The organism is Paracoccus sp. C2R09 (genome assembly GCF_018860625.1).
In the GTDB taxonomy this organism is placed as follows: domain Bacteria; phylum Pseudomonadota; class Alphaproteobacteria; order Rhodobacterales; family Rhodobacteraceae; genus Paracoccus.
This window is the reverse complement of record NZ_JAHKQB010000017.1, coordinates 163,248-189,701: the sequence shown is the minus strand read 5'-3', so window position 1 is coordinate 189,701 and position 26,454 is coordinate 163,248. Positions and strand designations below refer to the sequence as shown.

The 26,454-nt window shown below is 67.1% G+C and carries 29 protein-coding genes; 16 read left to right on the top strand and 13 right to left on the bottom strand.

The genetic code is table 11. The features are described from left to right. Positions 1 to 4 precede the first annotated feature (4 nt). Positions 5 to 1,057, bottom strand: a complete 1,053-nt coding sequence (locus KO490_RS06755) for a saccharopine dehydrogenase (RefSeq protein ID WP_216018646.1) — start codon at positions 1,055 to 1,057, stop codon at positions 5 to 7. Between the two features lie 131 nt (positions 1,058 to 1,188). Between KO490_RS06755 and KO490_RS06750 the strand changes: the two genes are divergently transcribed. Together KO490_RS06750 and KO490_RS06745 are read left to right on the top strand one after the other, a co-directional pair. After that, complete coding sequence (locus KO490_RS06750; protein WP_216018645.1) at positions 1,189 to 1,959, top strand: MBL fold metallo-hydrolase; 771 nt, start codon at positions 1,189 to 1,191, stop codon at positions 1,957 to 1,959. Next, complete coding sequence (locus KO490_RS06745; RefSeq protein ID WP_216018644.1) at positions 1,956 to 2,642, top strand: TVP38/TMEM64 family protein; 687 nt, start codon at positions 1,956 to 1,958, stop codon at positions 2,640 to 2,642. Before KO490_RS06750 ends, KO490_RS06745 begins: the two co-directional genes overlap by 4 nt. On the opposite strand, the gene KO490_RS06740 is transcribed toward KO490_RS06745, so the two are convergent. Genes KO490_RS06740 through KO490_RS06730 form a run of 3 tightly spaced genes read right to left on the bottom strand, consistent with a single transcriptional unit; the run spans position 2,639 to position 4,400 of the window. Next, a complete protein-coding gene (locus tag KO490_RS06740; RefSeq protein ID WP_216018643.1) occupies positions 2,639 to 3,289 on the bottom strand; it encodes a pseudouridine synthase in 651 nt (216 codons plus the stop codon). The genes KO490_RS06745 and KO490_RS06740 overlap by 4 nt on opposite strands. A gap of 10 nt (positions 3,290 to 3,299) precedes the next feature. Beyond that, positions 3,300 to 3,926: a LysE family translocator gene (locus KO490_RS06735; protein WP_216018642.1), complete on the bottom strand. Its 627-nt coding sequence runs from the start codon at positions 3,924 to 3,926 to the stop codon at positions 3,300 to 3,302. A 21-nt stretch (positions 3,927 to 3,947) separates the two neighbouring features. After that, positions 3,948 to 4,400 carry a GAF domain-containing protein gene (locus KO490_RS06730; RefSeq protein WP_216018641.1) on the bottom strand — a complete coding sequence of 151 codons (453 nt, stop codon included), beginning with the start codon at positions 4,398 to 4,400 and terminating at the stop codon, positions 3,948 to 3,950. 125 nt (positions 4,401 to 4,525) lie between these two features. On the opposite strand from KO490_RS06730, the gene KO490_RS16645 reads away from it, so the two are divergent. The 4 genes from KO490_RS16645 to KO490_RS06710 are packed head-to-tail and all read left to right on the top strand — an operon-like array spanning position 4,526 to position 8,029. Beyond that, positions 4,526 to 5,272 carry a DUF2478 domain-containing protein gene (locus KO490_RS16645; RefSeq protein WP_368500198.1) on the top strand — a complete coding sequence of 249 codons (747 nt, stop codon included), beginning with the start codon at positions 4,526 to 4,528 and terminating at the stop codon, positions 5,270 to 5,272. Next, on the top strand, positions 5,269 to 6,249 hold the full coding sequence (gene mbfA, locus KO490_RS06720) for an iron exporter MbfA (RefSeq protein ID WP_216018640.1): 981 nt from the start codon (positions 5,269 to 5,271) through the stop codon (positions 6,247 to 6,249). Before KO490_RS16645 ends, mbfA begins: the two co-directional genes overlap by 4 nt. Before the next feature lie 24 nt (positions 6,250 to 6,273). Beyond that, entirely contained in the window at positions 6,274 to 7,197 is a 924-nt protein-coding gene (locus tag KO490_RS06715; RefSeq protein WP_216018639.1) for an AEC family transporter, read from the top strand. 31 nt (positions 7,198 to 7,228) lie between these two features. Beyond that, complete coding sequence (locus tag KO490_RS06710; protein ID WP_216018638.1) at positions 7,229 to 8,029, top strand: crotonase/enoyl-CoA hydratase family protein; 801 nt, start codon at positions 7,229 to 7,231, stop codon at positions 8,027 to 8,029. A 104-nt stretch (positions 8,030 to 8,133) separates the two neighbouring features. On the opposite strand, the gene KO490_RS06705 is transcribed toward KO490_RS06710, so the two are convergent. Beyond that, positions 8,134 to 8,712 (bottom strand): exopolysaccharide biosynthesis protein, encoded by a 579-nt coding sequence (locus KO490_RS06705; RefSeq protein ID WP_216018637.1) that lies wholly within the window; start codon positions 8,710 to 8,712, stop codon positions 8,134 to 8,136. A 61-nt stretch (positions 8,713 to 8,773) separates the two neighbouring features. Next, entirely contained in the window at positions 8,774 to 9,595 is an 822-nt protein-coding gene (gene dapD, locus KO490_RS06700; protein WP_216018636.1) for a 2,3,4,5-tetrahydropyridine-2,6-dicarboxylate N-succinyltransferase, read from the bottom strand. Positions 9,596 to 9,713: 118 nt separating this feature from the next. On the opposite strand from dapD, the gene KO490_RS06695 reads away from it, so the two are divergent. Further along, complete coding sequence (locus tag KO490_RS06695; protein ID WP_216018635.1) at positions 9,714 to 10,535, top strand: LOG family protein; 822 nt, start codon at positions 9,714 to 9,716, stop codon at positions 10,533 to 10,535. Between the two features lie 67 nt (positions 10,536 to 10,602). Here KO490_RS06695 and rlmN read toward each other — a convergent pair whose 3' ends face one another. Beyond that, complete coding sequence (gene rlmN, locus KO490_RS06690) at positions 10,603 to 11,775, bottom strand: 23S rRNA (adenine(2503)-C(2))-methyltransferase RlmN (protein WP_216018634.1); 1,173 nt, start codon at positions 11,773 to 11,775, stop codon at positions 10,603 to 10,605. A 129-nt stretch (positions 11,776 to 11,904) separates the two neighbouring features. Then, on the bottom strand, positions 11,905 to 12,426 hold the full coding sequence (locus tag KO490_RS06685) for an invasion associated locus B family protein (RefSeq protein WP_216018633.1): 522 nt from the start codon (positions 12,424 to 12,426) through the stop codon (positions 11,905 to 11,907). A 152-nt stretch (positions 12,427 to 12,578) separates the two neighbouring features. On the opposite strand from KO490_RS06685, the gene KO490_RS06680 reads away from it, so the two are divergent. Then, positions 12,579 to 13,565 (top strand): asparaginase, encoded by a 987-nt coding sequence (locus KO490_RS06680; protein ID WP_216018632.1) that lies wholly within the window; start codon positions 12,579 to 12,581, stop codon positions 13,563 to 13,565. 120 nt (positions 13,566 to 13,685) lie between these two features. On the opposite strand, the gene KO490_RS06675 is transcribed toward KO490_RS06680, so the two are convergent. Both KO490_RS06675 and serB read right to left on the bottom strand, forming a co-directional pair. After that, the gene (locus KO490_RS06675; RefSeq protein ID WP_216018631.1) at positions 13,686 to 14,444 is read right to left on the bottom strand and encodes a TSUP family transporter; all 759 of its coding nucleotides are present in this window, start codon (positions 14,442 to 14,444) and stop codon (positions 13,686 to 13,688) included. A gap of 4 nt (positions 14,445 to 14,448) precedes the next feature. After that, positions 14,449 to 15,327, bottom strand: coding sequence for a phosphoserine phosphatase SerB (serB, locus tag KO490_RS06670; protein ID WP_216018630.1), 879 nt, complete (start codon positions 15,325 to 15,327; stop codon positions 14,449 to 14,451). A gap of 132 nt (positions 15,328 to 15,459) precedes the next feature. Here serB and KO490_RS06665 point away from each other — a divergent pair, with 132 nt between their 5' ends. From KO490_RS06665 to hspQ, 5 genes are all read left to right on the top strand, one after another. Then, positions 15,460 to 16,605 carry a phosphoserine transaminase gene (locus tag KO490_RS06665; RefSeq protein ID WP_216018629.1) on the top strand — a complete coding sequence of 382 codons (1,146 nt, stop codon included), beginning with the start codon at positions 15,460 to 15,462 and terminating at the stop codon, positions 16,603 to 16,605. A 102-nt stretch (positions 16,606 to 16,707) separates the two neighbouring features. Next, positions 16,708 to 18,297 (top strand): phosphoglycerate dehydrogenase, encoded by a 1,590-nt coding sequence (serA, locus tag KO490_RS06660; protein WP_216018628.1) that lies wholly within the window; start codon positions 16,708 to 16,710, stop codon positions 18,295 to 18,297. A 69-nt stretch (positions 18,298 to 18,366) separates the two neighbouring features. Further along, a complete protein-coding gene (locus KO490_RS06655; protein ID WP_216018627.1) occupies positions 18,367 to 19,089 on the top strand; it encodes a metallophosphoesterase in 723 nt (240 codons plus the stop codon). Further along, a complete protein-coding gene (locus KO490_RS06650; RefSeq protein ID WP_216018626.1) occupies positions 19,086 to 19,544 on the top strand; it encodes a CreA family protein in 459 nt (152 codons plus the stop codon). Before KO490_RS06655 ends, KO490_RS06650 begins: the two co-directional genes overlap by 4 nt. Positions 19,545 to 19,631: 87 nt before the next feature. Next, positions 19,632 to 19,964, top strand: coding sequence for a heat shock protein HspQ (gene hspQ / locus KO490_RS06645; protein WP_216018625.1), 333 nt, complete (start codon positions 19,632 to 19,634; stop codon positions 19,962 to 19,964). Here the strand turns inward: hspQ and KO490_RS06640 are convergent. Beyond that, positions 19,957 to 20,448 carry an ATP-binding protein gene (locus KO490_RS06640; RefSeq protein WP_216018624.1) on the bottom strand — a complete coding sequence of 164 codons (492 nt, stop codon included), beginning with the start codon at positions 20,446 to 20,448 and terminating at the stop codon, positions 19,957 to 19,959. The genes hspQ and KO490_RS06640 overlap by 8 nt on opposite strands. Before the next feature lie 30 nt (positions 20,449 to 20,478). Then, complete coding sequence (locus KO490_RS06635) at positions 20,479 to 20,787, bottom strand: STAS domain-containing protein (protein ID WP_216018623.1); 309 nt, start codon at positions 20,785 to 20,787, stop codon at positions 20,479 to 20,481. Between the two features lie 270 nt (positions 20,788 to 21,057). On the opposite strand from KO490_RS06635, the gene KO490_RS06630 reads away from it, so the two are divergent. From KO490_RS06630 to KO490_RS06620, 3 genes are read left to right on the top strand one after another with little or no spacing between them, the layout of a single operon-like run. Beyond that, positions 21,058 to 22,482 carry a circularly permuted type 2 ATP-grasp protein gene (locus tag KO490_RS06630; RefSeq protein WP_252727051.1) on the top strand — a complete coding sequence of 475 codons (1,425 nt, stop codon included), beginning with the start codon at positions 21,058 to 21,060 and terminating at the stop codon, positions 22,480 to 22,482. 14 nt (positions 22,483 to 22,496) lie between these two features. Then, entirely contained in the window at positions 22,497 to 23,453 is a 957-nt protein-coding gene (locus KO490_RS06625; protein WP_216018622.1) for an alpha-E domain-containing protein, read from the top strand. Between the two features lie 5 nt (positions 23,454 to 23,458). Further along, positions 23,459 to 24,268, top strand: a complete 810-nt coding sequence (locus tag KO490_RS06620) for a transglutaminase family protein (protein ID WP_216018621.1) — start codon at positions 23,459 to 23,461, stop codon at positions 24,266 to 24,268. Between the two features lie 38 nt (positions 24,269 to 24,306). Here the strand turns inward: KO490_RS06620 and KO490_RS06615 are convergent, their stop codons facing one another. Next, positions 24,307 to 26,271, bottom strand: a complete 1,965-nt coding sequence (locus tag KO490_RS06615; protein ID WP_216018620.1) for a bifunctional 2',3'-cyclic-nucleotide 2'-phosphodiesterase/3'-nucleotidase — start codon at positions 26,269 to 26,271, stop codon at positions 24,307 to 24,309. Between the last annotated feature and the right edge of the window lie 183 nt (positions 26,272 to 26,454).

The window sequence follows — 26,454 nt, the reverse complement described above, 5'->3', positions numbered from 1 at the left end:
GCATTCAGCCGGGCGCATGTTCGTCGAACAACCGCGAGGCCCGCCCCCAGGCCCCGCCCTGCGGATCGTCCAGCCCCTCCAGCACCGGCAGAAGCTGCGCCGCGTAATCCTCCGAGCTTTCGCGCGGCAGCATCGAGGGCAGGTTGTCGATGGCCATCACGTCCAAGGGCGGATTGTCGGCCACCCGCCGCACGGGCGCGTCCCAATCCGTTGCCCGGTCATAGACCTTGATCGGTGAGAAGTCGCTGTCGGGGTCGCAGGCCACATCACCGATGACGCGCAGCGCGCGGGCCGGGCCTGTCGCATCCGCGGGCACGAAGACCGGCGCACCCGGGCGGGCCAGGATCGCGTTGACGAAGATCTGGTGCGCCAGCACTTCGGGAAAGGGGCCGCCATGCGCGGTCTCGGCCAGGTCCCATTCGGTGACGCGCAGCCCCATCGCGGTCATCAGGTCGCGCGCCCCGCGCCCCACGCGCCCCTTCGCGCCGATGACGATGGCACGCGGGCGCGGCCTGCCCAGCGCGTCCAGCCACGCGCGCAGCGATCCCTGCAGCGCATCCTTGTCGGGCCAGGCATGGACCGGGTCGCAGATCCCGCCGCGCATCTGCGCGATCCATGCCATCAGCGACACCGCCGCCCCGGCATATCCCGCCCAGTATCCGAAGGCCGCCAGCCTGCGGCCATCCTCGTCCGTCAGGTATTCCAGGTCCAGAAGCCGCCCGCCGCCATCGCGAAAGCGCCGCAGCAGCCGCTGCCCGGCGGATTGGCCCTTGTAGGCATGGCCGAACATGATGTGCCGGTGGACCAGGGGCGTTCCGTCATCCGGCAGCTCCTTGAGGCCGAAGACGATGGCATCGCGGGGGGCGTCGGGCCAGCTGCCCTTGGGGGCGATGATGGCCCCCGCCTTGCGGTATTCCTCGGTCGCGATGACGCGGCGGGCGCTGTCCTCGACCGTGATCCGGAAACCCCGCGCCGACAGGTGGCGCACGCCGTCCGGGGTGATCCCCACGCGATCCTCGTGCGGACGGCTTTCCGCCCTGACCCACAAATGCGTCATCCTGCCCCTCCTTGCCGCAATCCTGTCACGAATCGCAGGTTACACCCGGAAACGGGGCAAGGCACGGAACCCGGTCCCCCCCGTCGCGGTTTGGCGTCTGCTGAAATTCCGCAAACAACCCCGAGGATGCCATGCGTTTCACCCGTCGCCACAGCCTTCAGATCGCCGTCGCCACCCTGGGCGCCGCCATGCTGCCCAGATTTGCCGCCGCACAGGAGGCCGGGCCCTTCACCCACGCGACCGAGGCCGGCGACGTCGTGATCCACGCGGTCGATCATGCCAGCATGGTTTGGGAAACGCCCTCGGGGGTGATCTATGTCGATCCGGTCGGCGGCGCCGAGGCTTATGCCGACATGCCCGCCCCCGATCTGATCCTGATCACGCATGAACATGGCGACCATTACGATCAACCGACGCTGGACGCCCTGGCCGAGGTGCCGATGATCGTGAACCAGTCGGTCTTCGACAAGCTGCCCGAGGCGATGCAGGACCGCGCGACCGTCATGGCCAATGGCGATACCGGCACCGCGCTGGACCTGCCGATCGAGGCGATCCCCGCCTACAACATCACCGAGGACCGCCTGCAGTATCACCCCGAGGGCCGCGACAACGGCTATATCCTGACCATCGGCGACAAGCGGTTCCTGATCGCGGGCGACACCGAGGATACGCCGGAACTGCGCGCGCTGACCGATATCGACGTGGCGTTCCTGCCGATGAACCTGCCCTATACCATGACGGTGGAACAGGCGGCCGATGCCGTCACGGCCTTCGCGCCGGGCGTCGTCTACCCCTATCACCATCGCGGCAGCGACCTTGACGCATTCACCAAGGCGGTGGAGGCTGGCGGCTCGGGCGCGGAAGTGGTGATTGCCAATTGGTATCCGAACGGCGAAGAGTGAACCCAGCCTTCAAGGGCGTTCTGGTGCTGGCGGCCGTCGCGGTCGTCATCGCCGGGGCGCCGCTTCTCTGGCCGTCTCTGTCGGCGCTTCAGGCCGATCTGGACGAACTTCGCACCCTGCTGATCCGCGCCGAGATCTGGCGCGATGCGAACCCCACGCTGTCCCTTCTGTCATTCGTCCTGATCATCGGGCTGGGGGCATCGCTGCCCATCCCCGTGATCGTGCCCATGTCGTTGATCGGCGGCGCGGTCTTCGGATTCTGGCTGGCCCTGGTGCTGGTTCTTGCCGGCACGATGATGGCCGCGATCCTGACCTTCCTGTCGGGCCGCTACTGGCTGAACGGTCCCGTCCGGCGGGTCATGGGCAGCCGGGCCGACAGGCTGGATGCCCGCGTGGCCGAAAACGGTCTTCTGGCGCTGCTCAGCCTGCGGCTGACGCCGGGGCTGCCCTTCTTCGTGCTGAACCTGCTGTCGGGCCTGTCGCGCATGACGATGCGCGGCTATGCCGCCGTCACCGCCTTGGGCGTGCTGCCGAATACCGCCATCCTTGTCGGCGCAGGCACCCAGATCGCCGAGATCGAGCGCGTGCGCGACATCGTGGGCCCGCGCATCATCGCCATCGTGGCGCTGCTGGCAGTCTTTCCGTGGGTCGCGCGATGGGCCGCGCGCAGGCTGCGCCGCTAGAACGGCGCGGGAGAGGTGAAGCCCTGCTGCACGCCGCCATCGGGATGGGCGAAGCGCAGACTCTCGGCATGCAGCATCAGGCGCGGATGGTCACGTGCCTCGCCTGTGGCATAGAGCGGATCGCCCAGGATCGCGTGCCCCGTTTCCGCCATGTGGACGCGCAGCTGGTGGCTGCGACCCGTGACGGGCATCAGCCGGACCCGCGTTTCCGCATCATCCGCGCGCACCACGCGCCAGTCGGTCTGGGCGGGGCGGCCTTCGTCGTGATCGACCTTCTGGCGCGGCCTGTTCGGCCAATCCACGATCAGCGGCAGATCGACACGGCCCGTGCGCGGCTCCAGCCGCCCATGCAGACGCGCGACATAAACCTTCTTGGTGCGGCGTTCCTCGAACTGCTTGGACAGGTGGCGCTGCGCATGGGGCGTCAGGCCGAAGACCATCACCCCTGAGGTATCCAGGTCCAGCCGATGGACCAGCAGCACGGTCGGGAATGCCTCTCGCAGGCGGGCGATCAGGCAATCGGCCCGATCCTCGCCCCGGCCCGGCACCGACAGCAGCCCCGAGGGTTTCTCGACCACCAGCACCTCGTGATCGGCATGGATCACGCGCGGGGCGCCGGGGGGCGGATCATAGACGAAATCGCTCATGCCGTGGGGGTTACTTGGCCACCAGCCGGATGGCCAGCCCCGCAAACATCACCGCAGCGATCCGGTTCACGAGGCCAAGCCGCTTGCCGATGACCTGCCCCGCAACCCCGCCGACCACGCCATAGCCGATGGTGACCAGCGTGCCGGTAAAGGCGAAGATCAGGCCCAGCCCCAGGATCTGCTGCCAGATCGGGCCCCAGGCGACATTGGTGAACTGCGGCAGGAAGGCCAGCATGAACAGCACCGGCTTGGGGTTCAGCGCGTTGGACAGGAACCCGCGGCGGATGATGTTCCAGACGCGCACGCTGCCGCGCGCGCTCGGGTCGATCTCTCCTGCGTGCCAGCTTTTCCAGGCCAGCCACAGAAGATAGGCCGCGCCCGCATACTTGATCGCGCGCAGCGCCTCGGGGTGGGCGGCCACGACCGCGCCCAGGCCCACCGTCGCCAGCGTCACGTGCATCAGCACGCCCAAGCCCACGCCGAAGCCCGCCCAGGCGCCCGCACGCGGGCCGCCCTGGATGCCGCAGGCGCTGGCGAAGAACACGTCCTGCCCGGGGGCGAAGTTCAGCACCAGCCCGCCCAGGATGAAGGGCAGCATCTGGCTGGCGGGGATGTTGGCGATGGTGTCCCAGATCATGTCACGCTCCGCATCGGGGAATCAGAGGTCGCCGAAGACCTCGGCCAGGATGGCTTCCAGACGATCGGCGTCGGTCTGGTCGAAGGCATCGGGCCTGTCGCTGTCGATGTCCAGCACGCCGATCAGGCGGTCGTCGCGCCCGATCACCGGCAGGACGATTTCCGACCGCGTGCTGCTGGAACAGGCGATATGGCCGGGGAATTCCTCGACATCGGCCACGATCTGGGTCCGCCTTTCCCGCGCGGCCGCGCCGCAGACGCCGCGGGCGAAGGGAATCACCAGGCAGCCGTGACCGCCCTGATAGGGGCCGATCTTCAGCAGTTCCGGCCCCGTCACGCGGTAGAAGCCGGTCCAGTCGAACCGGTCGTCGGACTGGTGCAATTCGCAGGCGATGGTTGCCATCAGCGCGACCTCGTCGGTCTCGCCGTCACACAGGGCCCGGATGCGGGCGATCACGTCGTTATCGATGCTCATGGCGCAAGTCATACGCGCGCGGAACGGCGACGAAAAGCCGTCCCGTCACATGCCGTCGCGCAATGTCGCCAAGCGCGCCATGATCGGATAATGCTTGGGGCCGCTGCATCATGGGGGATGATCGAATGCTGGCCTGGTTCACCTCTGCCGCCGAAGACGCACCCGGCGCGGCCGACCGGCTGTTGGTCGATCTGGCGCGCGAATTGCAGCGCATGGGCGCGTCCCTGGGCGGCGCGATCCAGCACAACCACGACCTTGGGCCGGATCGTCCCTGCGACATGGAGGTCGAGGCCCTGGGCATCGAGGCGCCGCGATTCCGCATCTCGCAATCGCTGGGGCCGGGGGCGCAGGGGTGCCGGCTGGATGCGGGCGCGCTGGAACAGGCGGCGGGAATGGCCCTGCCGGGGCTTGCGGGCGCGGAACTGGTGATCGTGCCGAAATTTGCCCGGCAAGAGGTCGCGGGCCGCGGCTTCGTGGCCCTGATCGCGGATGCGATGGATCGCGACCTGCCCGTCATCCTGTATGTGCCGCGCCAGCAGGCCGATGCCTTCACGGAATTCGCGGGCGATCTGGCCCGACGCATCGAACCGGCGCAGGCCCGCGCCTGGGCGCTGGCGCAGCTGACACCGCCGCTGGATGCGCGCGATCTGCTGTGCCCCCTGCCGGTGCTGCGTCTGCGCAAGGCGCTGGAGGCCGCCGATCCCGGCGCGATGATCCGCATCCGCACGACCGACCGCATGGCCTTGGTCGATCTGCCGCATTTCTGCCACGAGGCCGGTCATGCCATGATCGCGCAACGGGACCTGCCCAGCGGCGTGACCGAGTTCACCGTCGCAAGGTCGGTCCGCAACCCTGCCAAGGCCGCGCCATGACCCTGCCCTTCCTGTCCAGCCGCAAACGCCTGTCCGACTTGTCGGAACGAGAAATCCTGGCGCTTGCCATCGCGTCGGAAGAGGACGACGCCCGCATCTATCGCAACTGGGCGGTCGAGCTGCGCGACGATTTCCCCGCGACCGCCGCCGTGTTCGAAGGCATGGCCGCCGAGGAGGACGGGCATCGCCGCCTGCTGATCGACCGCTTCACCGACCGCTTCGGCGACGCGATCCCGGTGATCCGGCGCGAACATGTCGCGGGCTACCTGTCGCGCAGGCCCGCATGGATGATGCAAAACCTGTCGCTGGACGCGATCCGCGCCGAGGCGGCGGGCATGGAACGCGATGCGGCCGAATTCTATGCCCATGCGGCGCAGCGCTGCCAGGATGCCGGCACGCGCAAGCTGCTGGGCGACCTGGCCGCCGCCGAACGCGGCCACGAGGACCGCGCGGGCGAGCTGTCCGAAGCCCACCTGACCCCCGATGCCCGCGCCGAGGAGGATGCCGTCGCCCATCGCGACTTCGTCCTGACCTGGATCCAGCCGGGGCTTGCGGGGCTGATGGATGGCAGCGTCTCGACCTTGGCGCCGATCTTTGCCACCGCCTTCGCGACGCAGGACCCGTGGACGACCTTCCTCGTGGGGCTGGCCGCCAGCATCGGTGCGGGGATCAGCATGGGCTTCACCGAGGCCGCCTCCGACGACGGCGTCATCTCGGGGCGCGGATCGCCGATCAAGCGCGGCATCGCGTCGGGGGTGATGACCATGGTGGGGGGCCTCGGCCATGCGCTGCCCTACCTGATCCCGGATTTCACGCTGGCCACGACCATCGCGATCCTGTTCGTCGCGATCGAGCTGTGGGCCATCGCCTGGATCCAGAGCCGCTGGATGGCCACCCCCTTCTGGCGGGCGACCTTGCAAGTGGTGCTGGGCGGTGGTCTGGTGCTGGCGGTGGGGGTGCTGATCGGACAGGGCTGACCCCCGGCCCGACCGGGGGGTCCCATGTTCGAGGTCTTTCTGAAGACGCTGCCCTTCTTCGGGCTGATAGGCCTTGGCTGGCTGTCATCGCGCATCCGGTTCTTCCCGCCCGAGGGCGCGGCATGGCTGACCCGCTTCGTCTTCTGGTTCGCGCTGTCGGCGATGCTGTTCCGCTTTGCCGCGGGGCTGGATCTGGGCGCGATCTTCGACGGGCGCTTCGTCATGGCCTATCTGACCGGATCGCTGGCGGTCTGGGCCGTCGCCATGGCCGCCGGCCGGTGGCGCGGCCTGTCCGTCCCCGAGGCCGCGATGGAGGCCCAATGCTGCATGATCGGGAATACCGGCTTTCTGGGCGTGCCAATGCTGGTCGTCCTGCTGGGCCCGGATGCCGTGGGTCCGGTGCTCATGGTCCTGATCATCGACACCATCGTCTTTGCCACGCTGATCACGCTGATCGTCCATGCCGCACGCAGCGGGGGCGTCAGGCCGCGCACCCTGCGCCCCATCCTGCGCGGGATCGCATCGAACCCGATGATCCTGTCCATGGCCGCGGGGCTGGCTTGGGCGGGGGCGGAACTGCCCATGCCGCGCCCGCTGGACGAATTCCTGTCGATCCTGGGTGCCGCCGCCACGCCGGGCGCCTTGTTCGCCATCGGCGCCAGCCTTGCAGGACTGCGGCTGGGGCGGGTCGCGGTGTCGGGCTGGCTGGGCGCGGCCAAGCTGGTCCTGCACCCGCTGGCGGTCTGGATCGCGGCGCGGGCCTTCGGGGTCGATCCCTTCGCGGCGGGGGTCATGGTCGCGGCGGCCGCCCTGCCGGTGGCAGGCAACGTCTATATCCTGGCGCAGCATTTCGGGCTGGCCGAACAGCGCACATCGGCCGCGATCCTGATCTCGACCGCGATCAGCATCGCGACCATCCCGCTGGTCATGACCCTGATCGGCGGCTAAGCCTTCGGGACGAGGGAAGAGGAGGAACGGGATGCGCAAGCTTGCGGATCTGGAACTGCGCAACATCGCGCTGGAGGTGGACAGCGCGGGCATCGCCACGGTGACGCTGAACCGTCCGGCCAAGCGCAATGCGCTGGACATCGCCACCATCGAGGAACTGATCGACATCTTCGCGGCCCTGCCCCACGAAGGCATCCGCGCCGCGATCCTGCGCGCCGAGGGGCCGCATTTCTGCGCGGGGCTGGATCTGGTGGAACATCACCGCGAGGAACGGTCGGCCGCGGATTTCATGCGCGTCTGCATGCGGTGGCACGAGGCGTTCAACAAGATGGAATATGGCGGCGTCCCGATCATCGCGGCCCTGAAGGGTGCGGTCGTCGGCGGCGGGCTGGAACTGGCATCGGCGGCCCATATCCGCGTCGCGGGGCCGGATTGCTATTTCGGCCTGCCCGAGGGACAGCGCGGCCTGTTCACCGGCGGCGGCGCGACGATCCGCGTCGCCGACCTGATCGGCAAGGCGCGGATGATCGACATGATGCTGACAGGCAGGCTCTATGCAGGCGAAGAGGCGGCCGCGGTCGGCCTGTGCCAGTATCTGGTGCAGGACCCCGAGGCCAAGGCCCGGGAGCTGGCGGAACGGGCAGCACAGAACCCAGCCCTGTCGAACTTCGCGATCTGCTCGGCCATCAGCCATATGCAGAACATGAGCGCGCTGGACGCGGCCTATGCCGAGGCGGTCGTCGCGGGGGTGGTGAACACGCAGGACGCGGCGCGCGAGCGGCTGGCGGCCTTCGCCGGTGGCACCGCCGCCAAGGTCCGCCCCGAGGGCTGAGGGAGGGGCACGCCACGGTGTCGGCCATCGAGGCCGACGCCGCGGCGGCGCGCGGTCCGGCCTCGATGGCCGGTCCGCGCGCACCCTGCCCCGCCGGTTCCGGTTCAGTGCAGAAGCGTCGTCAGCCCGGAATAAAGACCGCCGATCATCAGGAAACCCAGAATCGCGAACAGCCCGTCCCGCGCCAGCATCCCAAGCGCCAGCAGGCTGACCATGCCGCCCAGGATCGACGATGTGAAGGGCACCAGCTCCAGCACCGGCATCACCAACCCGCCGATCAGGCAGACCGCCTGCGTCACCCAGACAAAGGGCCTGCGTACCAGGAACTCCAGCCTGCGCGCAGTGATCCGATCGAGAAACCGTGCCGGGCCGCGCATCCATCGCACCGCCGCCTCGAGGCGCTTCGAGGGCACCTTGCGGCGCATCAGCATGTCGGGCAACCACAGGTGATCGCGCCGCATCAGCATCTGCGCGGATATCAGGAAAATCGCGACCCCGCAGACGGTCGAAAAGAGGGGCACGCCCGACAAGGGCGACAGGACCGCCAGCGAGGGCACCAGCAGATATGCAGACAGGGATCGCTGGCCCAGGGCCTCGACCACCTCGCGCAGGCTCGTCTTCTCGCCCGTGGCTGCCTGTCCGACCCGTTCGATCAGATCCTCGATACCGTCCTGCCGGTCCATCGCCCCTCGCATTCCGTCAGCCCGTGCAACGCATGGGACGGGCCGACGGTTCGGCGCGATGTCAGTCGCGCAGCAGCTCGTTGACCGAGGTCTTGGACCGCGTCTTCGCATCGACGCGCTTGACGATCACCGCGCAATACAGGTGCACGCCGTTCTTCGAGGGCATCGAGCCCGAAACGACGACCGATCCCGCGGGGACCTCGCCATACATGACCTCGCCCGTCTCGCGGTCGACGATCTTGGTGGACTGGCCGATATAGACGCCCATGCCCAGCACCGCGCCTTCGCGGACGATCACGCCTTCGACGACCTCCGAGCGCGCCCCGATGAAGCAGCCATCCTCGATGATGGTGGGGCCGGCCTGCAGCGGCTCCAGCACGCCGCCGATGCCCACGCCGCCCGACAGGTGGACATCCCGGCCGATCTGCGCACAGCTGCCGACCGTGGCCCAGGTATCGACCATCGTTCCCTCGCCCACATGGGCGCCCAGGTTGACGAAGGACGGCATCAGCACGGCACCCTTGCCGATGAAGGCGCTGCGACGCACGATGGCGCCCGGAACCGCGCGGAAGCCGGCCGCCTTCCACTGGTTGTCGCCCCAACCCGCGAATTTCGACGGGACCTTGTCCCACCAGTTGCTGCCCTGCGGACCGCCCGACATCTCTTCCATGTCGTTCAGGCGGAAGGACAGCAGCACCGCCTTCTTGGCCCACTGGTTCACATGCCAGTCGGCGCCGCGCTTCTCGGCCACGCGCAGGCTGCCGTCATCCAGCTGCGAAAGGGTCTCGGCCACGGCCTCGCGGACCTCTCCGGTGGTGGCGCTGGTGATCTCGGCGCGGGCTTCCCACGCGGCTTCGATGGCGTTTTCCAAGGCTTCGGTCATCGCGGCTCTCTCTTGTCGGTTGGGACGGAAACTGTCACCACTGGGCTATAAGGGTCACGCATGGCCCGCGCAATGCGCAGGGCACGCGCCAAAAAGAACCGAGGCAGAGATGAACGACATGGCCGAAGAAGAACGCGCGCACAGCTTCACCCATAGCGACGAGGATGCGGTCCGCGCCAGACGCACGCCGCAGACCGCACAGACCCGCGCCCCCGCCTACCGGCTGGCCTTCACCGACGAGGATTTCCTGCTGCGCGAAGAGCTGCGCCCCGTGCGCCTGCAGCTGGAGCTGCTGAAACCGCAGATGATCCTGGACGAACGCGGCATCGAATCCACCGTGGTGATCTTCGGGGGCGCACGCATCCCCGCCCCCGACGCCGCGGATCAGGCCCGCACCCCCACCCTGGGCGCGCTGTCGAAATATTACGAGGAGGCCCGCGTCTTCGCCCGCAAGATGACCGAGCGCAGCCTGGACAATTACGGGCGGGAATACGTCGTCTGCACGGGCGGCGGTCCCGGAGTGATGGAGGCCGGGAACATGGGCGCGGACGAGGCCGGCGGCCAGTCCATCGGCCTGGGGATCGTGCTGCCACACGAGCAGGCCCCGAACAGATACGTCACGCCCGATCTGTGCTTCAACTTCCACTACTTCGCGATCCGGAAGATGCATTTCCTGATGCGCGCCCGTGCGGTCACGGTCTTCCCGGGCGGCTTCGGCACCATGGACGAGCTGTTCGAGACGCTGACCCTGGTCCAGACCAAGCGCATGGCCCGCGTGCCCATCCTGCTGTTCGGCAAGGAGTTCTGGGAAGAGATCATCAACTGGAAGGCGCTGGCCAGGGCGGGCACCATCTCCGAGGACGATCTGGACCTGATCCGCTATGTCGAGACCGCCGACGAGGCGATCGAGATCATCGACGGCTGGCCGAAACCCTGCTGATACGCGAATCGAAAGGGGCGCCCGATGGGCGCCCCCTTGTCCGTCCGGGCCGATGGTCCGTCGTCCTTCAGCCCGCGGCCTCGGCGTCGATCTGGGCGCGGGACTTGCGGCCGCGTTCGGTCGCGGATTTCAGCTGCCCGCAGGCGGCCATGATATCTTCGCCCCGGGGTGTGCGGATCGGGCTGGCGTAACCGGCCTTGTAGACGATATCCGCGAATGCCTCGATCCGGTCCCAGCTGGACCGGTCATAGGGCGCGCCCGGCCAGGGGTTGAACGGGATCAGGTTGATCTTGGCCGGAATGCCGCGGATCAGCTTGACCAGGCGGCGCGCATCCTCGTCGCTGTCGTTCACGCCGTCCAGCATGACGTATTCGAACGTGATGCGTTCGCTGTTGGTCAGGCGCGGATATTCGCGCAGCGCCTCCAGCAGGGTCTCGATGTTCCAGCGCTTGTTGATCGGGACCAGCTTGTTGCGAACCTCGTCGGTGGTCGCGTGGAAGCTGACGGCCAGCAGGCAGCCGATCTCTTCGGCGGTGCGGGCAATTTCCGGCACCACGCCGCTGGTCGACAGGGTGATGCGACGACGCGAGAGCGACAGCCCCTCGCCATCCATGACCACCTTCATCGCGTCGCGGACATTCTCGAAATTGTAGAGCGGCTCGCCCATGCCCATCAGCACGACATTGCTGACCAGACGCGTCTCGTCCTTGGGCTTGCCCTGTTCGGGCCATTCGCCCAGATCGTCGCGCACCAGCATCAGCTGACCCACGATTTCGCCCGCGGTCAGGTTGCGCACCAGCTTCTGGGTGCCGGTATGGCAGAAGGAACAGGTCAGCGTGCAGCCGACCTGGCTGCTGACGCAGAGGGTGCCGCGGCCTTCCTCGGGGATGTAGACGGCCTCGACCTCGTGGCCGCCCGCGATGCGCAGCAGGTACTTGCGCGTGCCGTCGGTGCTGATCTGGCGCGTCACGATCTCGGGCAGCGAGATCTCGAACCGCTCGGCCAGCATGGCGCGGTAATCCTTGGCAAGGTTCGTCATCTGGGCGAAATCGCGCACGCCCCAGTAATAGACCCATTGCCAGACCTGCCCCACGCGCATCTTGGCCTGCTTCTCGGGCGTGCCCGCCTCGATCAGCGCGTCGCGCAGCTGGTCGCGGGTCAGTCCGACGATATTCGTCAGGCCGCCTTCGGGCAGCTTGCGGGGAATGGTCAGCACGTCCTGCGTGATCGGAGCGTTCATGGGATCACCGGTAAGTTGGCATGTGGATGGGGCGAAGACTGGCACATAAGCCAAAGAGGGGCGGAAATCAACAGATCCGCCCCATCCGGGATGCATGGCTGCCTTGGCGTGGCCGAATGGCCGCGGGTCTTACTTGCAGCGTTCCTGCGCGGTGTTCGTGGCCGCGGTGATGCCCGACAGGCTGAACGTGTCCTTGGTCGTGGTCCCGCGCGACGAACGCCCGGTCACGACCGCGGATGCGCCTGCGCGCAGCGCGCCGACCAGCGCCTCGTCATCCGAGGGGCTGCCGGTCCATGCGCTCTCGCCCTCGGTGAAGAGGTTGAACTTGCGCCCGCCGACATCGACCTCGACCGTGGAATCGGGTGCGAAGGGATAGCCGCCGGTAAAGGACACTTCGCCCTTCTGGCCGGGCCGATACGCGACATAGAGCCGGATATCACCGCGCGTCACTTCGACGGACTGGCCGTCCTTGGTGTTCAGCGTGGATTTCGGAGGCGAGACGGCCCAGCACTCGCGCGGGTTGTCCGCCGCGAAAACCGTCCAGTCGCCTTCCGTGGCGACGACATTCGTCGATTCCTGCGCCATCGCCGTGCCCATCCCGGCGATCAGGATCAAGCTGGCGCCGATGCCGCGCAGCGTGGTGGTAATCATGCTCTGGCCTCCTGCCATTCGTTTCGCCGCTTCAGGGGCGTTGTTCCCGATTGCAGTGGTCTTTTCAACCATCTCCGATCAGGATAGCGAAAATCATGTGCCGATAAAGGCCATGCTTCGGAATATCGCGCAATTGTCAGGGGGGTCGGGCCATGCAACCAGCGGAAATGATCGAATTGTGGCGGGGCGATCTGTGCGAGAGCCTGCATCGCGGCCACGCGGTCATCTGCGACCGGCATGGCGTGGTCGAGGCCTGGGGCAGCCCTTCGGAAATCATCCTGCCGCGGTCGTCCTGCAAGATGATCCAGGCACTTCCCCTGATCGAGAGCGGGGCCGCCGACGCGGCGGGCCTGACCGACCGGCAGCTGGCCCTGGCCTGCGCCAGCCATTCGGGCGCATCCATGCATGTGGACGCGGTGGACCGGTGGCTGACGGGTCTCGGGATGACCGAGGGCGATCTGCGCTGCGGCTGCCACATGCCGCGCGACCCGGACGAACGGCACCGCCTGACCTGCGGCACCCATCGCCCCACGCAGCTGCACAACAACTGTTCGGGCAAGCATGCGGGCTTTCTGACGCTGAACCGCCATCTGGGCGGCGGCTCCGAATATGTCGAGGTCGATCACCCCGTCCAGCAGGCCGTCCGCGCGGCCTTCGAGGAGGTGACGGGCGAGGAGAGCCCCGGCTTCGGCATCGACGGATGCTCGGCCCCGAACTGGGCCTGTTCGCTGACCGGACTGGCCCGCGCGATGGCGCGCTTCGCCCAGCCGCGCGACGATCTGCGCGGTCGGGCGATGCGGCGGCTGGTCGATGCGATGCGCACCCACCCCGAGATGGTCGCCGGCGAGGGCCGCGTCTGCACCGATCTGATGCGGGCCGGACGTGGGCGGATCGCGGCCAAGACCGGGGCCGAGGCCGTCTTCGTGGCCATCCTGCCCGACGAGGGGATGGGCGTCGCGCTGAAGATCACCGATGGCGCGACCCGCGCGGCCGAGGCCGCGATCACGGCGCTGCTGCTCTATCTGGGGGTGATCGACCGCAACGCCCCGGTCATCGGTCGCGTGCTGACCGATCCCATCCGGAACTGGCGCGGGATCGAGACCGGGCAGATGCGCCTTGCGCCGGGCTTTCCCGGCTGAGACGCCCGGCGTCACGAAAGCTTGGCATTCCCACGCTAATATGGGCCCTGCGGGATCGTCCCCCGCGACCCGCGATGCATCAGGCCGGCGCCCCTTGGCAGAGCGGGCGTCGGCAGCGCTTCAGAGCATCTGCCAGATCAGCCTGACCGCCAGGATCGACGATGTCGCGACCAGCAGCGGCTTGATCAGCCGCGCGCCGATCCGCGATGCAAGCCTTGCGCCCAGCATCGCCCCCGCGATCTGGGCCGCCCCCATCGCAAGGCCCAAGGTCCAAAGCGGTTTGCCGACCAGCGCGAAGGCCGCAAGCCCGCCCAGGTTCGACGCGAAGTTCAGCAGCTTCGTATGCGCGGTGGCCTTCAGCACGCCGTAACCCGCCAAGGTCACGAAACCGATCATGTAGAACGCGCCCGCCCCCGGCCCGATCAGCCCGTCATAGAAGCCCACCAGCGGCACGATGGTCGCGGCGAACATCCCCGCCCCCATGCGGCGGATGCGATCCAGGTCGTTCAGGCCGGGCTTCAACGCGAAGAACAGCGCGATCCCGATCAGGATCACCGGCAGCAGCAGGCGCAGCCCGTCCGTCGGCACCGACGAGATCAGCGCCGCGCCCACGGCCCCTGCCACGCCCGCGATCGCCGCCTGCCGCCACTGGCTGCGCAGATCGACCAGCCCGCGGCGGGCATAGCTGATGGCAGCCGTCCCCGCCCCGAACAGGCCCTGCACCTTGTTCGTGGCCAGTGCCTGCGCGGGCGGAATGCCCGCCAGCATCAGCGCCGGCACGGTGATCAGCCCGCCGCCACCCGCGATGCTGTCGATGAAGCCCGCGGCGAAACCCGCCGCGACCAGCAGCAGGAACAGATCCAGCGTCAGGTCCAGCATGGGGTCAGGCCGTCACGAAATCGGCGGCGGCATAGCCTTGCAGATAGAGAAGCGCGGTCAGATCGCCGTGGTTGATGCGCAGCTGCGCCTGCGCGGCCACTGCGGGCTTGGCATGCAGCGCGACGCCCGCGCCCGCAAGCTGGATCATCCCCAGATCGTTCGCCCCGTCGCCCACGGCCATCACGTCGGCGGGGGTCAGGCCCAGCCTTGCCGCGATCTCCTCCAGCGCCTCGACCTTGGCCTCGCGCCCGAGAACCGGCAGCGCGACATGGCCCGTCAGCACGCCATCCTCGGCCAGAAGCGTGTTGGCGCGATTCTCGTCGAAGCCAAGCTGCGCGGCGACCGATTCGGTGAAGGCGGTGAAACCGCCCGACACCAGCGCCGCATAGGTCCCGTGCGCGCGCATGGTGGCCACCAGCACCTGTCCGCCGGGCGCCATGGTGATGCGGCTGGCCAGCACGTCGTGGATCGTGCCCTCGGGCAGACCCGCCAGCAGCCCGACGCGTTCGACCAGCGCCTCGTGGAAGTTCAGCTCTCCGTTCATGGCGCGGGCGGTGATGTCGGCCACGCGCGGCCCCACGCCCGCGACATCGGCCAGTTCGTCGATGCATTCCTGCTGGATCATGGTCGAATCCATGTCCGCCAGAAGGATCCGCTTGCGACGGCCCTGCGTGGGCTGGACGGCAAGGTCGATGCCGATCTGCTGCAGGTCCGACCAGACCTGCTCGAAATCCGAGGGCTGGGTCGCCACGTCGAATTCGGCAGCGATGCCCGGCGACAGCCAGCGCGGATCGCTGCCCTGCCACTGGGCCGCAAGGCCGCCGGGAAGATCCTGATCCAGGTTGGCGGCACTGGGCGCGGCGATCAGCGAAACGGTGAACATTCGGGCGATCCTTTCCTGACTGCCCCATCGTCTAGGCCAAAGTTTTTCCTTGCGCCAGTGATGCCGTGGCCCTATCTCCATCCGCGGGACACCCTTCCCCAACGAAGGGCTTCTAGCTGGAAGGCTAAGCACATGACCGATCATGCGATCCCGGCCACGCGGCCGGCAAACCCGCGTTTCTCCTCTGGCCCCTGTGCCAAGATCCCCCAATATGACCTGAACATGCTGTCGGACGCGCCGCTTGGCCGTTCGCATCGTTCGGCCGTCGGCAAGTCCAAGCTGGCCGAGGCGATCGACCTGACGCGCAAGGTCCTGGGCGTTCCGGACGATTACCGCATCGGCATCGTGCCGGGTTCCGACACCGGCGCCGTCGAGATGGCGATGTGGACCATGCTGGGCGAACGCCCCGTGGAAATGCTGGCCTGGGAAAGCTTCGGCGAAGGCTGGGTCACCGACGCGGTCAAGCAGCTGAAGCTGGACGCCACCGTCCGCAAGGCCGATTATGGCCATATCGTCGATCTGGCAGAAGTCGATTTCGACCGCGACGTCGTCTTTACCTGGAACGGCACCACCAGCGGCGTGCGCGTCCCGAACGGCGATGCGATCCCCGCCGACCGCGCGGGCCTGACCATCTGCGACGCCACCAGCGCGGCCTTCGCGATGGAACTGCCCTGGGACAAGCTGGACGTGACCACCTTCAGCTGGCAGAAGGTCCTGGGCGGCGAAGGCGCGCATGGCGTGCTGATCCTGTCGCCCCGCGCCGTCGAGCGCCTTGAAACCTTCACCCCCGACCGTCCCCTGCCCAAGATCTTCCGCATGACCAAGGGCGGCAAGCTGATCGAGGGCATCTTCAAGGGCGAAACGATCAACACCCCGTCCATGCTTGCGGTCGAGGATTACCTCGTGGCGCTGAAATGGGCCGAAGGGCTGGGCGGTCTGAAGGGCCTCGTGGCGCGTGCCGATGCGAATGCCAAGGCGGTCGCCGATTTCATCGCCGACAAGGACTGGATCGCGAACCTTGCGGCCGATCCGGCCACCGCGTCGACCACCAGCGTCTGCCTGAAATTCACCGACCCGGCCATCAAGGACGGTGCGGCCTTCGCCAAGGCCGTCGCCAAGCGGCTGGAGAAGGAAGGCGTGGCGCTGGACGCCGGCGCCTATCGCGACGCGCCCGCGGGCCTGCGCATCTGGTGCGGATCGACGGTGGAAACCGCCGATGTCGCGGCCCTGATGCCCTGGGTCGAATGGGCCTATCGCGCCGAACTGGCCGCCCAGTAAGCGCCTTGCTGGGGGCCACGCGCCCCCGCATCCCACCTTTCCCGAACGAACACAGCATCCGCGAGGCAGCTGCCCGGATGCCGCATGCAAAGGATGAACGTCATGCCGAAGGTTCTCGTGTCCGACAAGCTGTCGGAAACCGCCGTCCAGATCTTCCGCGATCGCGGGGTCGAGGTCGACTACATGCCCGAACTGGGCAAGGACAAGGACAAGCTGGCCGAGGTGATCGGCCAGTATGACGGCCTTGCCATCCGCTCGGCCACCAAGGTCACCGAGAAGCTGCTGGAGCAGGCGACCAACCTGAAGGTCATCGGCCGCGCCGGCATCGGGGTCGACAATGTCGAGATCCCGGCCGCCAGCAAGAAGGGCGTGATCGTCATGAACACGCCCTTCGGCAACTCGATCACCACGGCGGAACATGCCATCGCGATGATGTTCGCGGTCGCCCGCCAGCTGCCCGAGGCCAGCGTCAGCACCCATGCCGGCAAGTGGGAAAAGAGCCGCTTCATGGGCGTCGAGCTGTTCAACAAGACGCTCGGCGTGATCGGCGCGGGCAATATCGGCTCGATCGTCATCGACCGCGCGCTCGGCCTGCACATGAAGGTCCTGGCCTTCGATCCCTTCCTGTCCGAGGAACGCGCCAAGGAACTGGGCGTCACCAAGGTCGAACTGGACGAGCTGCTGGGCAAGGCGGATTTCATCACCTTCCACGTGCCGCTGACCGAGAAGACGAAGAACATCCTCTCGCGCGAGAACATCGCCAAGCTGAAGAAGGGCGTCCGCATCATCAACTGCGCACGCGGCGGCCTGGTGGACGAGGAAGCCCTGGCCGAGGCACTCAAGGAAGGCCGCGTCGCCGGCGCCGCCTTCGACGTCTTCGCGGTCGAACCCGCGACCGACAGCCCGCTGTTCAACCTGCCCAACGTCGTCGTCACCCCGCATCTGGGTGCCGCCACCACCGAGGCGCAGGAAAACGTGGCCCTGCAGGTGGCCGAGCAGATGTCCGACTATCTGCTGACGGGCGCCGTGCAGAACGCGCTGAACATGCCCTCGGTCACCGCCGAGGAAGCCGCCGTCATGGGTCCCTGGATCAAGCTGGCAGGCCATCTGGGTGCCTTCGTGGGCCAGATGACCGACGAGCCGATCAAGGCCGTCAACATCCTCTATGACGGCGTCGTCTCGGAGATGAACCTGAACGCGCTGAACGCGGCCGTGCTGTCGGGCGTCATGCAGGCCACGAACCCGGACGTGAACATGGTCTCGGCCCCGGTCATGGCCAAGGAACGCGGCGTGCAGGTGACCACCACCACGCAGGACAAGGCGGGCGTCTACGAAGGCTACATCAAGGTGACCTGCGTCACCGCCACGCGCGAACGTTCGATCGCGGGCGCGGTCTTCAGCGACGGCAAGCCGCGCTTCATCCAGATCCGCGGCATCAATGTCGATGCCGAGGTCGGCGCGCATATGCTCTACACCCGCAACAAGGACGTTCCGGGCGTGATCGGTGCCCTGGGTTCGACCCTGGGCGGGCTGGGCGTCAACATCGCGAACTTCACCCTGGGCCGTGCGGCCAACGGTGGCGACGCGATCGCGATCCTGTACCTGGACGAGGCCGTCAGCCCCGAGGTTCTGGCCGCGCTGGAAGCCACCGGCAAGTTCCTGCAGGCCCGCGCCCTGCAATTCGAGGTTTGACCTCGCTGCCGTGCCCCCCTACCCAAGGGGGGCGCGGCACTGCCCGCCGCGCCAAGGGCGGGACATGCGATGCGACTTTACGCGATTGGCGACATTCACGGACAGATCGACCTGCTGAAGGATGCGCATGAACGCATCTTCCGCGATGGCGGACATGATGCGCTGATCGTGCATGTGGGCGACCTGATCGACCGCGGGCCGGATTCGCGCGGGGTGGTCGAACACCTGCTGCAGGGCCGTCGCGCGGGCCGCAACTGGATCGTGACGCGCGGCAACCACGATCGTTTTCTGCCGGCATTCCTGAACACCCCCGACTGGATCGATCCGGGCCTGGCCTCGGGCCGGCACTGGCTGGACCACGAGGGGCTGGGCGCGCGGGCCACGCTGGATTCCTATGGCGTCGATATCGACCAGCCGCACGAGGCCGTCCTGGTCGATGCCCGCCGCGCCGTCCCGCAGGCGCATTCCGATTTCCTGGGGACCCTGCCCCTGTGGTATCTTCACCCCCTGGCGCTGGTCGTCCATGCGGGGATACGCCCCGGCGTCGATCTGGCGCAGCAGGACGAACAGGACCTGGTCTGGATCCGCAAGGGGTTCCTGGAAAGCGAGGCCGATTTTGGACCGCTGGTCGTGCATGGCCATACCGCGCTGGACCGGCCCATGCGGCATCGCAACCGGCTGAACATCGATGGCGGCGCCGCCTATGGCCGCCCGTTGGCCGCCGTGGTGATCGAACCCGGCACCGTCGACCTGCTGACCGAAGACGGTCGCCAACCCATGGAGATCGAATGATCCGCCCCCTGATCCTGATCGCCGCCCTGCTGCCCCAGACCCTGATGGCCCGCGAAGTGGCCGAGGTCGGCGTGGACTGGGTCGGCAACGACATCGTCATCGAGGCCGTGACCGATCCCGACATCGCGGGCGTGACCTGCCACCTGGCCTATTTCAGCCGTTCGGTCATCGACCGCCTCAGCCAGGGAAACTGGTTCGAGGACCCGTCGAACAGCGCCATCGAATGCGCGCGCACCGGTCCCATCGACCTGACCGGGGTGGAACTGGACGAGGATGGCGACGAGGTCTTCCGCGAGGGGCGCTCGCTCATCTTCAAGTCGCTGCGGGTCCGGCGGGTCTATGACGCCGAGGCGCGGGTGCTGATCTATCTGGCCCACGGGTCCGAGCTGACCGAGGGATCGGCCAAGATGGCCATCGCGACCGTTCCGCTGATGCCGGACGACAAGGCCCCGTAACGGGGCCGCGGTGGACAGTCCCGACCTCAGCGGTTAGAAGGCTCGCTGTCTTTTCAGCTGCCGGGATTCGGGATGGAAGCGAAACACATGCCTCTGCAGGGCCGCCTCGCGAAGTACAGCCTGGGACAGGTGGTGCGTCACCGCAACCGCCCCTTCCGCGGCGTGATCTTCGACGTGGACCCCGAATTCGCGAATACCGAGGAATGGTACGAATCCATCCCCGAGGATGCGCGCCCGGCCAGGGACCAGCCCTTCTACCATCTCTATGCCGAAACCGAGGCGACCTATTACGTGGCCTACGTCTCCGAGCAGAACCTGGAACTGGACATGTCGGGCGAGCCGCTGGAACATCCCGAACTGGGCGAGATGTTCGACGAGTTCGCCGATGGCCGCTATCACCTGGGCGTGCCGGTCAACTGAGCGGGCGCCCGTCCATCCGGGTCGCGAAGGGCACGCTGAAGGCCAGATAGTTGCGTCCCCCTTCGCGATAGTAGCACAGCGCCTGCGTCAGATCCTGGATCAGGTACCAGCCGAAGCCGCCCTCGGGCATGTCCGTGGCCAGTGGCAAGTTGCGGGGGGCCAGGCATTCGGCGGGCAATGACGATCCGTCATCGGTCAGCGCGCAGGCCAGCCCGCCCACATGGCGCACCACGCACAGATGGATCACCGGCAGCCGCCCGATCACGACCGAAGGTGCATGTTCGGCCACGTTGTTCATCACCTCGGCCAGGACCAGTTCCAACCGCCCCAGCGCATCCTCGTCCACATCCTCGCGGAAGCGGCTGCGGATGTCCTGCAACGTGTCGCGCACCAGTTCGGGGCTGGCGCGCAGCACGCGGGCGAACATCGGCTGCGTGTCGGGCATCTGCTGCATTCGGGGATCGCTCTGTTCGGTCGGTGTCATTGCCGTCGCTCCTTCTGGGCGGGCGGTCCCTCAGGCCGCGCGGATGTCGAACACGCTGTCCATTCGGGTCAGCCTGAAGACGCGTTCCACATTGGGGGTCAGGGCCAGAAGGACCAGGGGCAGGTTCTCGGGCAGGCCCTTGCGGACGGCGATCATCGCGCCCAGCCCCGAACTGTCCATGAATTCCACCCGCGCCATGTCCAGATGGACGGGCTTGCGGTTGCGGTTGACGATCTCGCGCAGCTTGTCCTTGAACTGCGTGGCGATCGCCGCGTCGATCCGTGTCTCGGTGACGCTGATATGCAGATGGCTGTCCGCATCCTCGACGATGAACTGCATGGGCGACCCTTTTCTTCTTCGTTCCGGCATTCCTCCTGCACCATCATGGGTTAAGCTTCGGTAATTCGCGCCGTCCCTTCCTCATCGCATTTTACGCAAATGCCGATCGACCGGCGTTCTCACTGTCCGTTTCGCGGGCAGATACCTTGCATGATCGCTGCGTTTCTGTGCTGCATGGGGGCAATCTGCGGAACGGACAGGCATGAAGCGGGGTTCCCCTGTGGACTTCGCCGGGGGGCTTTCCGATCATCCATGGGCGGAAATGCGCGAATGACTGGGGGAAAGATGGGCCACTACAACGAGATGTTCGAGGGCGAGAGCGTCCGAGACCCTTACGCCCGGCTCAGCCAATGGGTCGGAACCATGCCCGACGACTTCCGACAGATGAAACAGGCCGAGGCCGAGGCCCTGTTCCGCCGGATCGGCATCACCTTCGCCGTCTATGGCGAAGGGGGCGATCCGGACCGGCTGATCCCCTTCGACATGATGCCCCGCGTCTTCGAACAGGCCGAATGGCGCAAGCTGGAACGCGGCATCAAGCAGCGCGCCCGTGCGCTGAACGCCTTCCTGCGCGACGTCTATGGCCGCGGAGAGATCATCCGCGCGGGACGCATCCCCGCCCGCCTCGTCTATCAGAACGAGGCCTATGAGAAGGCCGTGGTGGGCATCGTGCCCCCCCGCGGCGTCTACAGCCACATCATCGGCATCGACCTGGTGCGCACCGGCAAGGACGAGTTCTACGTTCTCGAGGACAATTGCCGCACGCCGTCGGGCGTCAGCTACATGCTGGAGAACCGCGAGATCATGATGCGCATGTTCCCGCAGCTGTTCCGCAACAACCGGATCGAGCCGGTGGACCAGTATCCGGCCCTGCTGCGGCGCACGCTGGAATCGGTCGCGCCGCCCAAATGCACCGACAGGCCGACCTGCGTGATCCTGACGCCCGGCCATTTCAACAGCGCCTATTACGAACACAGCTTCCTTGCGAACCTGATGGGGGTCGAACTGGTCGAGGGGCAGGATCTCTTCGTGGACGGCGAATTCGTCTACATGCGCACCACGACCGGCCCGCGCCGGGTGGACGTGATCTATCGCAGGATCGACGATCCCTTCCTCGACCCGCTCTGCTTCAGGTCCGATTCGATGCTGGGGGTTCCGGGCCTCATGGACGTCTATCGCTCGGGCGGGGTGTCGATCTGTTCGGCACCGGGCGCGGGCGTGGCGGACGACAAGGCCATCTATACCTTCGTGCCCGAGATGATCCGCTTCTACCTGGGCGAGGAGCCGATCCTGAACAACGTGCAGACATGGACGCTGTGGAAGGACGACGACTACAAATACGTGATGGAGAACCTGCCCGACCTCGTGGTCAAGGAGGTCCACGGATCGGGCGGCTACGGCATGCTGGTCGGGCCGAAATCCACCAAGGAGGAGATCGAGCTCTTCCGCCGCAAGATCGAGGCCAACCCCTCGAACTATATCGCGCAGCCGACCCTGTCGCTGTCCACCTGCCCCACCTTCGTCGAGGAAGGCATCGCGCCGCGCCATGTGGACCTGCGCCCCTATTGCCTGTGCGGCGACCGGATCGAGCTGGTGCCGGGCGGGCTGACCCGGGTGGCCCTGCGCGAGGGGAGCCTTGTCGTGAATTCGTCGCAGGGCGGTGGCGTCAAGGATACATGGGTGCTGTCGGAATGAGGGGAAGATCGACCATGCTCAGCCGCACCGCATCGAACCTGTTCTGGATGGGCCGCCATCTCGAACGCGCCGAAACCGCCGCCCGGCTCCTGGATGTGGGACAGCGCATCACGCTGCTTCCGAACACGGATGCGGGTTACCAGAACGAATGGAACTCGCTTCTGCAGGCATCGGGCACCGCGGGTGTCTTCGCGCGCAAATACGGCGAGGCCACGCAGGAGAAGATCGAGGAGTTCATCTTCTTCGACCGCGACAACCCGTCCTCCGTGGTCAGCTGCATCGAGAAGGCCCGCGAATCGGGTCGCATCGTGCGCACCGCGCTGACCAGCCAGGTCTGGGACGCGTTGAACGTCACCTACCAGGAACTGCGCCGGATCGAACGCACGCCGCGCGAACAGCTGGACACGGCATCGCTGACCGATTTCACCACCGGCCATACCTCGACCGTGCGCGGCGCGATCAATGCGACGCAGCTGCGCAACGACGGCTGGCATTTCATGAACCTGGGCTACAGCCTGGAACGCGCGGATGCGACGGCGCGGCTGCTGGACGTGAAGTATTTCGTGCTGCTGCCCCGGATCGAGTTCGTGGGCTCGGGGCTGGACAGCTATCAGTGGCAGGTGATCCTGCGGGCGCTGTCGGCGCATCGGGCCTATCACTGGGCCTATGGCGGCGACATCACTGCCGGGCGCGTGGCCGATTTCCTGATCCTGAACGGCGAAAGCCCGCGATCGCTCATCACCTCGCTCTACGAGGCGGTGTGGCACCTGGAAGGGCTGGCCCGCCGCTATGGGCCCGACGTGCCCGCATCGGCCCGCGACAAGGCGCGCGAGGTTCTGGACGCCTTGCAGGAACGCGACATCGAAATGATCTTCGACGAGGGTCTGCACGAATTTCTCAGTTGGTTCATCGGTGAACTGGCGTCGGTTTCGGCGCTGGTGCACCAGGACTTCCTGCTTGGGGGGGCCTGAAGGCCATGAAGCTGCGCATCTCTCACGAGACGACATATCGCTATGACAGGCCAATCAGGAACCTGATCCAGAGCCTGCGCCTGACCCCCTCCATCTACGAGGGGCAGAAGGTGCTGCAATGGCAGATCGACCTGCCGGGGGGGCTGCGCGGGCCCGGTTTCCGCGACGGGGCGGGCGACTGGATCGAGGGCTGGACCCTGCGCGGTCCCGCGGCCGAGATCACCGTGCGGATCGAGGGGCGCGTCGATACCCGCGACACAGCGGGCGTCCTGCGCGGCCACCGAGAGGTGATCCACCCGCTGGCCTACATGCGCGCGACCTCGGTGACGCGCGCTGATCCGGGGCTTCGCGATCTGGCGGCCTCCGTTCAGGCGGGGCCGGACCTTCTGGACCTGTCGCACGGGCTGTCGCGGGCGGTGAACGATGCCATCGCCTTCCGCCCCGGTGTCACGGAATCCCACACCACCGCCGCCGAGGCGCTGGCCTTGGGCGAAGGCGTCTGCCAGGACCATACCCACGCGCTGATCGCCGTGGCGCGCGAACGCGGCATCCCCGCGCGCTATGTCTCGGGCTATCTTCATTCGACGATCGACGGCGAACCGCATGACGCGGCCCATGCCTGGGCCGAGCTGCATGTCCAGGGCCTGGGCTGGGTCGGCTTCGATGCGGCGAACCGCTGCTGCCCCGACGAACGCTATGTCCGGCTGGGATCGGGCCTGAACGCATCCGATGCGGCCCCGATCCGGGGCGTGGCCACCGGCAGCGGCGGCGAGGAGCTGGACGTGCGCGTTCAGGTCGAGGAAATGTCCCAATAGGCGGATGACGGGCGGGGGCATTCCCCGCCCGCATGCCGTCACAGGACCAGGCGATACCGGGCGAAGCCGTCCGCGCCATCGCCCGCGGGCTCGATCGTGGCACCCACGATGTCGTCCACATATTCCGCGCCTGCTGGGCCGCTGTCGAACAGCGCGGTCGCACCATCCAGCGGGACGAAGCTCCAGTTGCCATCCGCCTCGGGGTCGATGGTCCCCTGATCCACGATATAGCGCACGATGATGTCGCGGTTCGTGTCCGGCCCCTCGAAGACCACGGTGCTGCCGTCGTTGCCGGGGAAATTCCCGCCGCCGCTGGCACGATAGTTGTTGGTGGCCACGATGAATTCGGCCTCCATGTCCAGCGGCCGGCCCTCGAAGGTCAGGTCGACGATGCGGTTCGCATCGGGATCGGCCAGGTTGCCCTCGCTGTCGAAGCGCGAGGGCCGGGACAGGTCGATGCGGTATTCCACCCCGTCGATCACATCGAAGTTGTAGCTGGGGAAGGACGTGTCCAGCAGCATCTGATCGGGCTTGCCCGGCTCGATCCGGTTGAAGGCGCCGGCGCTGCGTTCCAGCCAGTCCCTGACCTGCTGCCCGGTCACCCGCACCCCGCGGATCGTGTTGGGATAGAGATAGAGATCGGCCACATGCTTGATCGCGATGTCGCCCGCCGGCACGTCGGTGTAATATTCGGGACCGCCGCGCCCGCCCGCCTTGAAGGGGGCCGCGGCCGACAGGACCGGCAGGCCCTCGTGCTCGGTCCCGGCCATCATCTGGCGCAGGTACCATTGCTGCGCGTTCGACACGATCTGCACCGACGGATCATCCGCCACCAGCGCGAAATAGCTGTAGAGCGGCGCCGAGCTGCGCCCCACCGCGCGGCGGACGTAATCCAGCGTGGCCTGGTGTTCGGTAGCGATCGACTGTTCGACCTCGTCCACGCTCTCGACCAGGGGGGTGACGCTGCGATCCTCGGCGCGGTCATAGATCGGGCGCGCCTCGGCCGTGTGATCGACCACGCGCCAGCCGTCGCCGTCGCGTTCCAGCAGCAGATCCACCAGGCCCATATGCGACCCCCAGAACCCGGCCATCACGCCCGGCTTGCCGTTGATCGTGCCGCGTTCGTTGTCCACACCCTCGCGGTCCTCGAAATCGGGGCCGGGGAAGACAAGGTGCGAATGGCCGGTCAGCACCACGTCGATCCCCTCGACCCCGGCCAGCGGGATGGCTGCGTTCTCCATCCCTTCCGCGTGGGTGGCCGCACCGATCCCGGAATGACAAAGCGCGACGACCAGATCCACACCTTCGTCGCGCAGCCTGGGCACCCAGGTCTCGGCAGCGGCGACGATGTCGCGGGCCTCGACCCGCCCCTCCAGATGCTTGCGGTCCCATTGCATGACCTGCGGCGGCACGAAGCCGATGATGCCCAGCCGGATCGGATGGGTGTTCCCCGCCCCGTCCGTCAGCTGGCGTTCCAGGATGGCATAGGGCGGGCGCAGCGTGCCCTCGCCCGAGGTCTTGTCGATATTCGCGCAGACCACCGGGAATTCGGCCCCCGCCAGCGCATGGTCAAGGAACTCCAACCCATAGTTGAATTCGTGATTGCCAAGCGTGCTGCCCTCGATCCCCACGGTGTTCATCGCGGTGATGACGGGATGCTGCTGCCCCTCGGCCATGCCGCGTTCATAGGCGATGTAATCGCCCAAGGGGTTGCCCTGCAGGAAATCGCCATTGTCCAGCAGGATCGAGTTTCCGGCCTCGGACCGGACCTGGCGCACCAAAGCCGCGGTGCGGGCAAGGCCCACAGTATCGACCGCCTTGTCGGCATAGTAGTCGTAGGGCCAGACATGAACATGCAGGTCCGTCGTTTCCATGATCCGCAGATGGGCCTGTCCTTCGGATGCACGGGCGGCATAGGGATGCATGATCGCCAGCCCCAGCCCGGCGGCGCCGGTCCCGAGGAAGCCCCGGCGGGTGATGGCAGGACGTGGTCGGCTGGTCATCGGTCGTCTCCGTCGCTTTGAATGCCGACAGGATTGCAGCATGCGCAATTCGCGTGCCAGAATTATCCGACAGCCCCGTGACATTTGCCCAACTCGGCGGCATGGGAACTTTCCGGGGAACGACAGATTGAATAGTCCCACCCCGATGCCTAGCTTGGCAATCCTGATCAAACGGAAGAACTA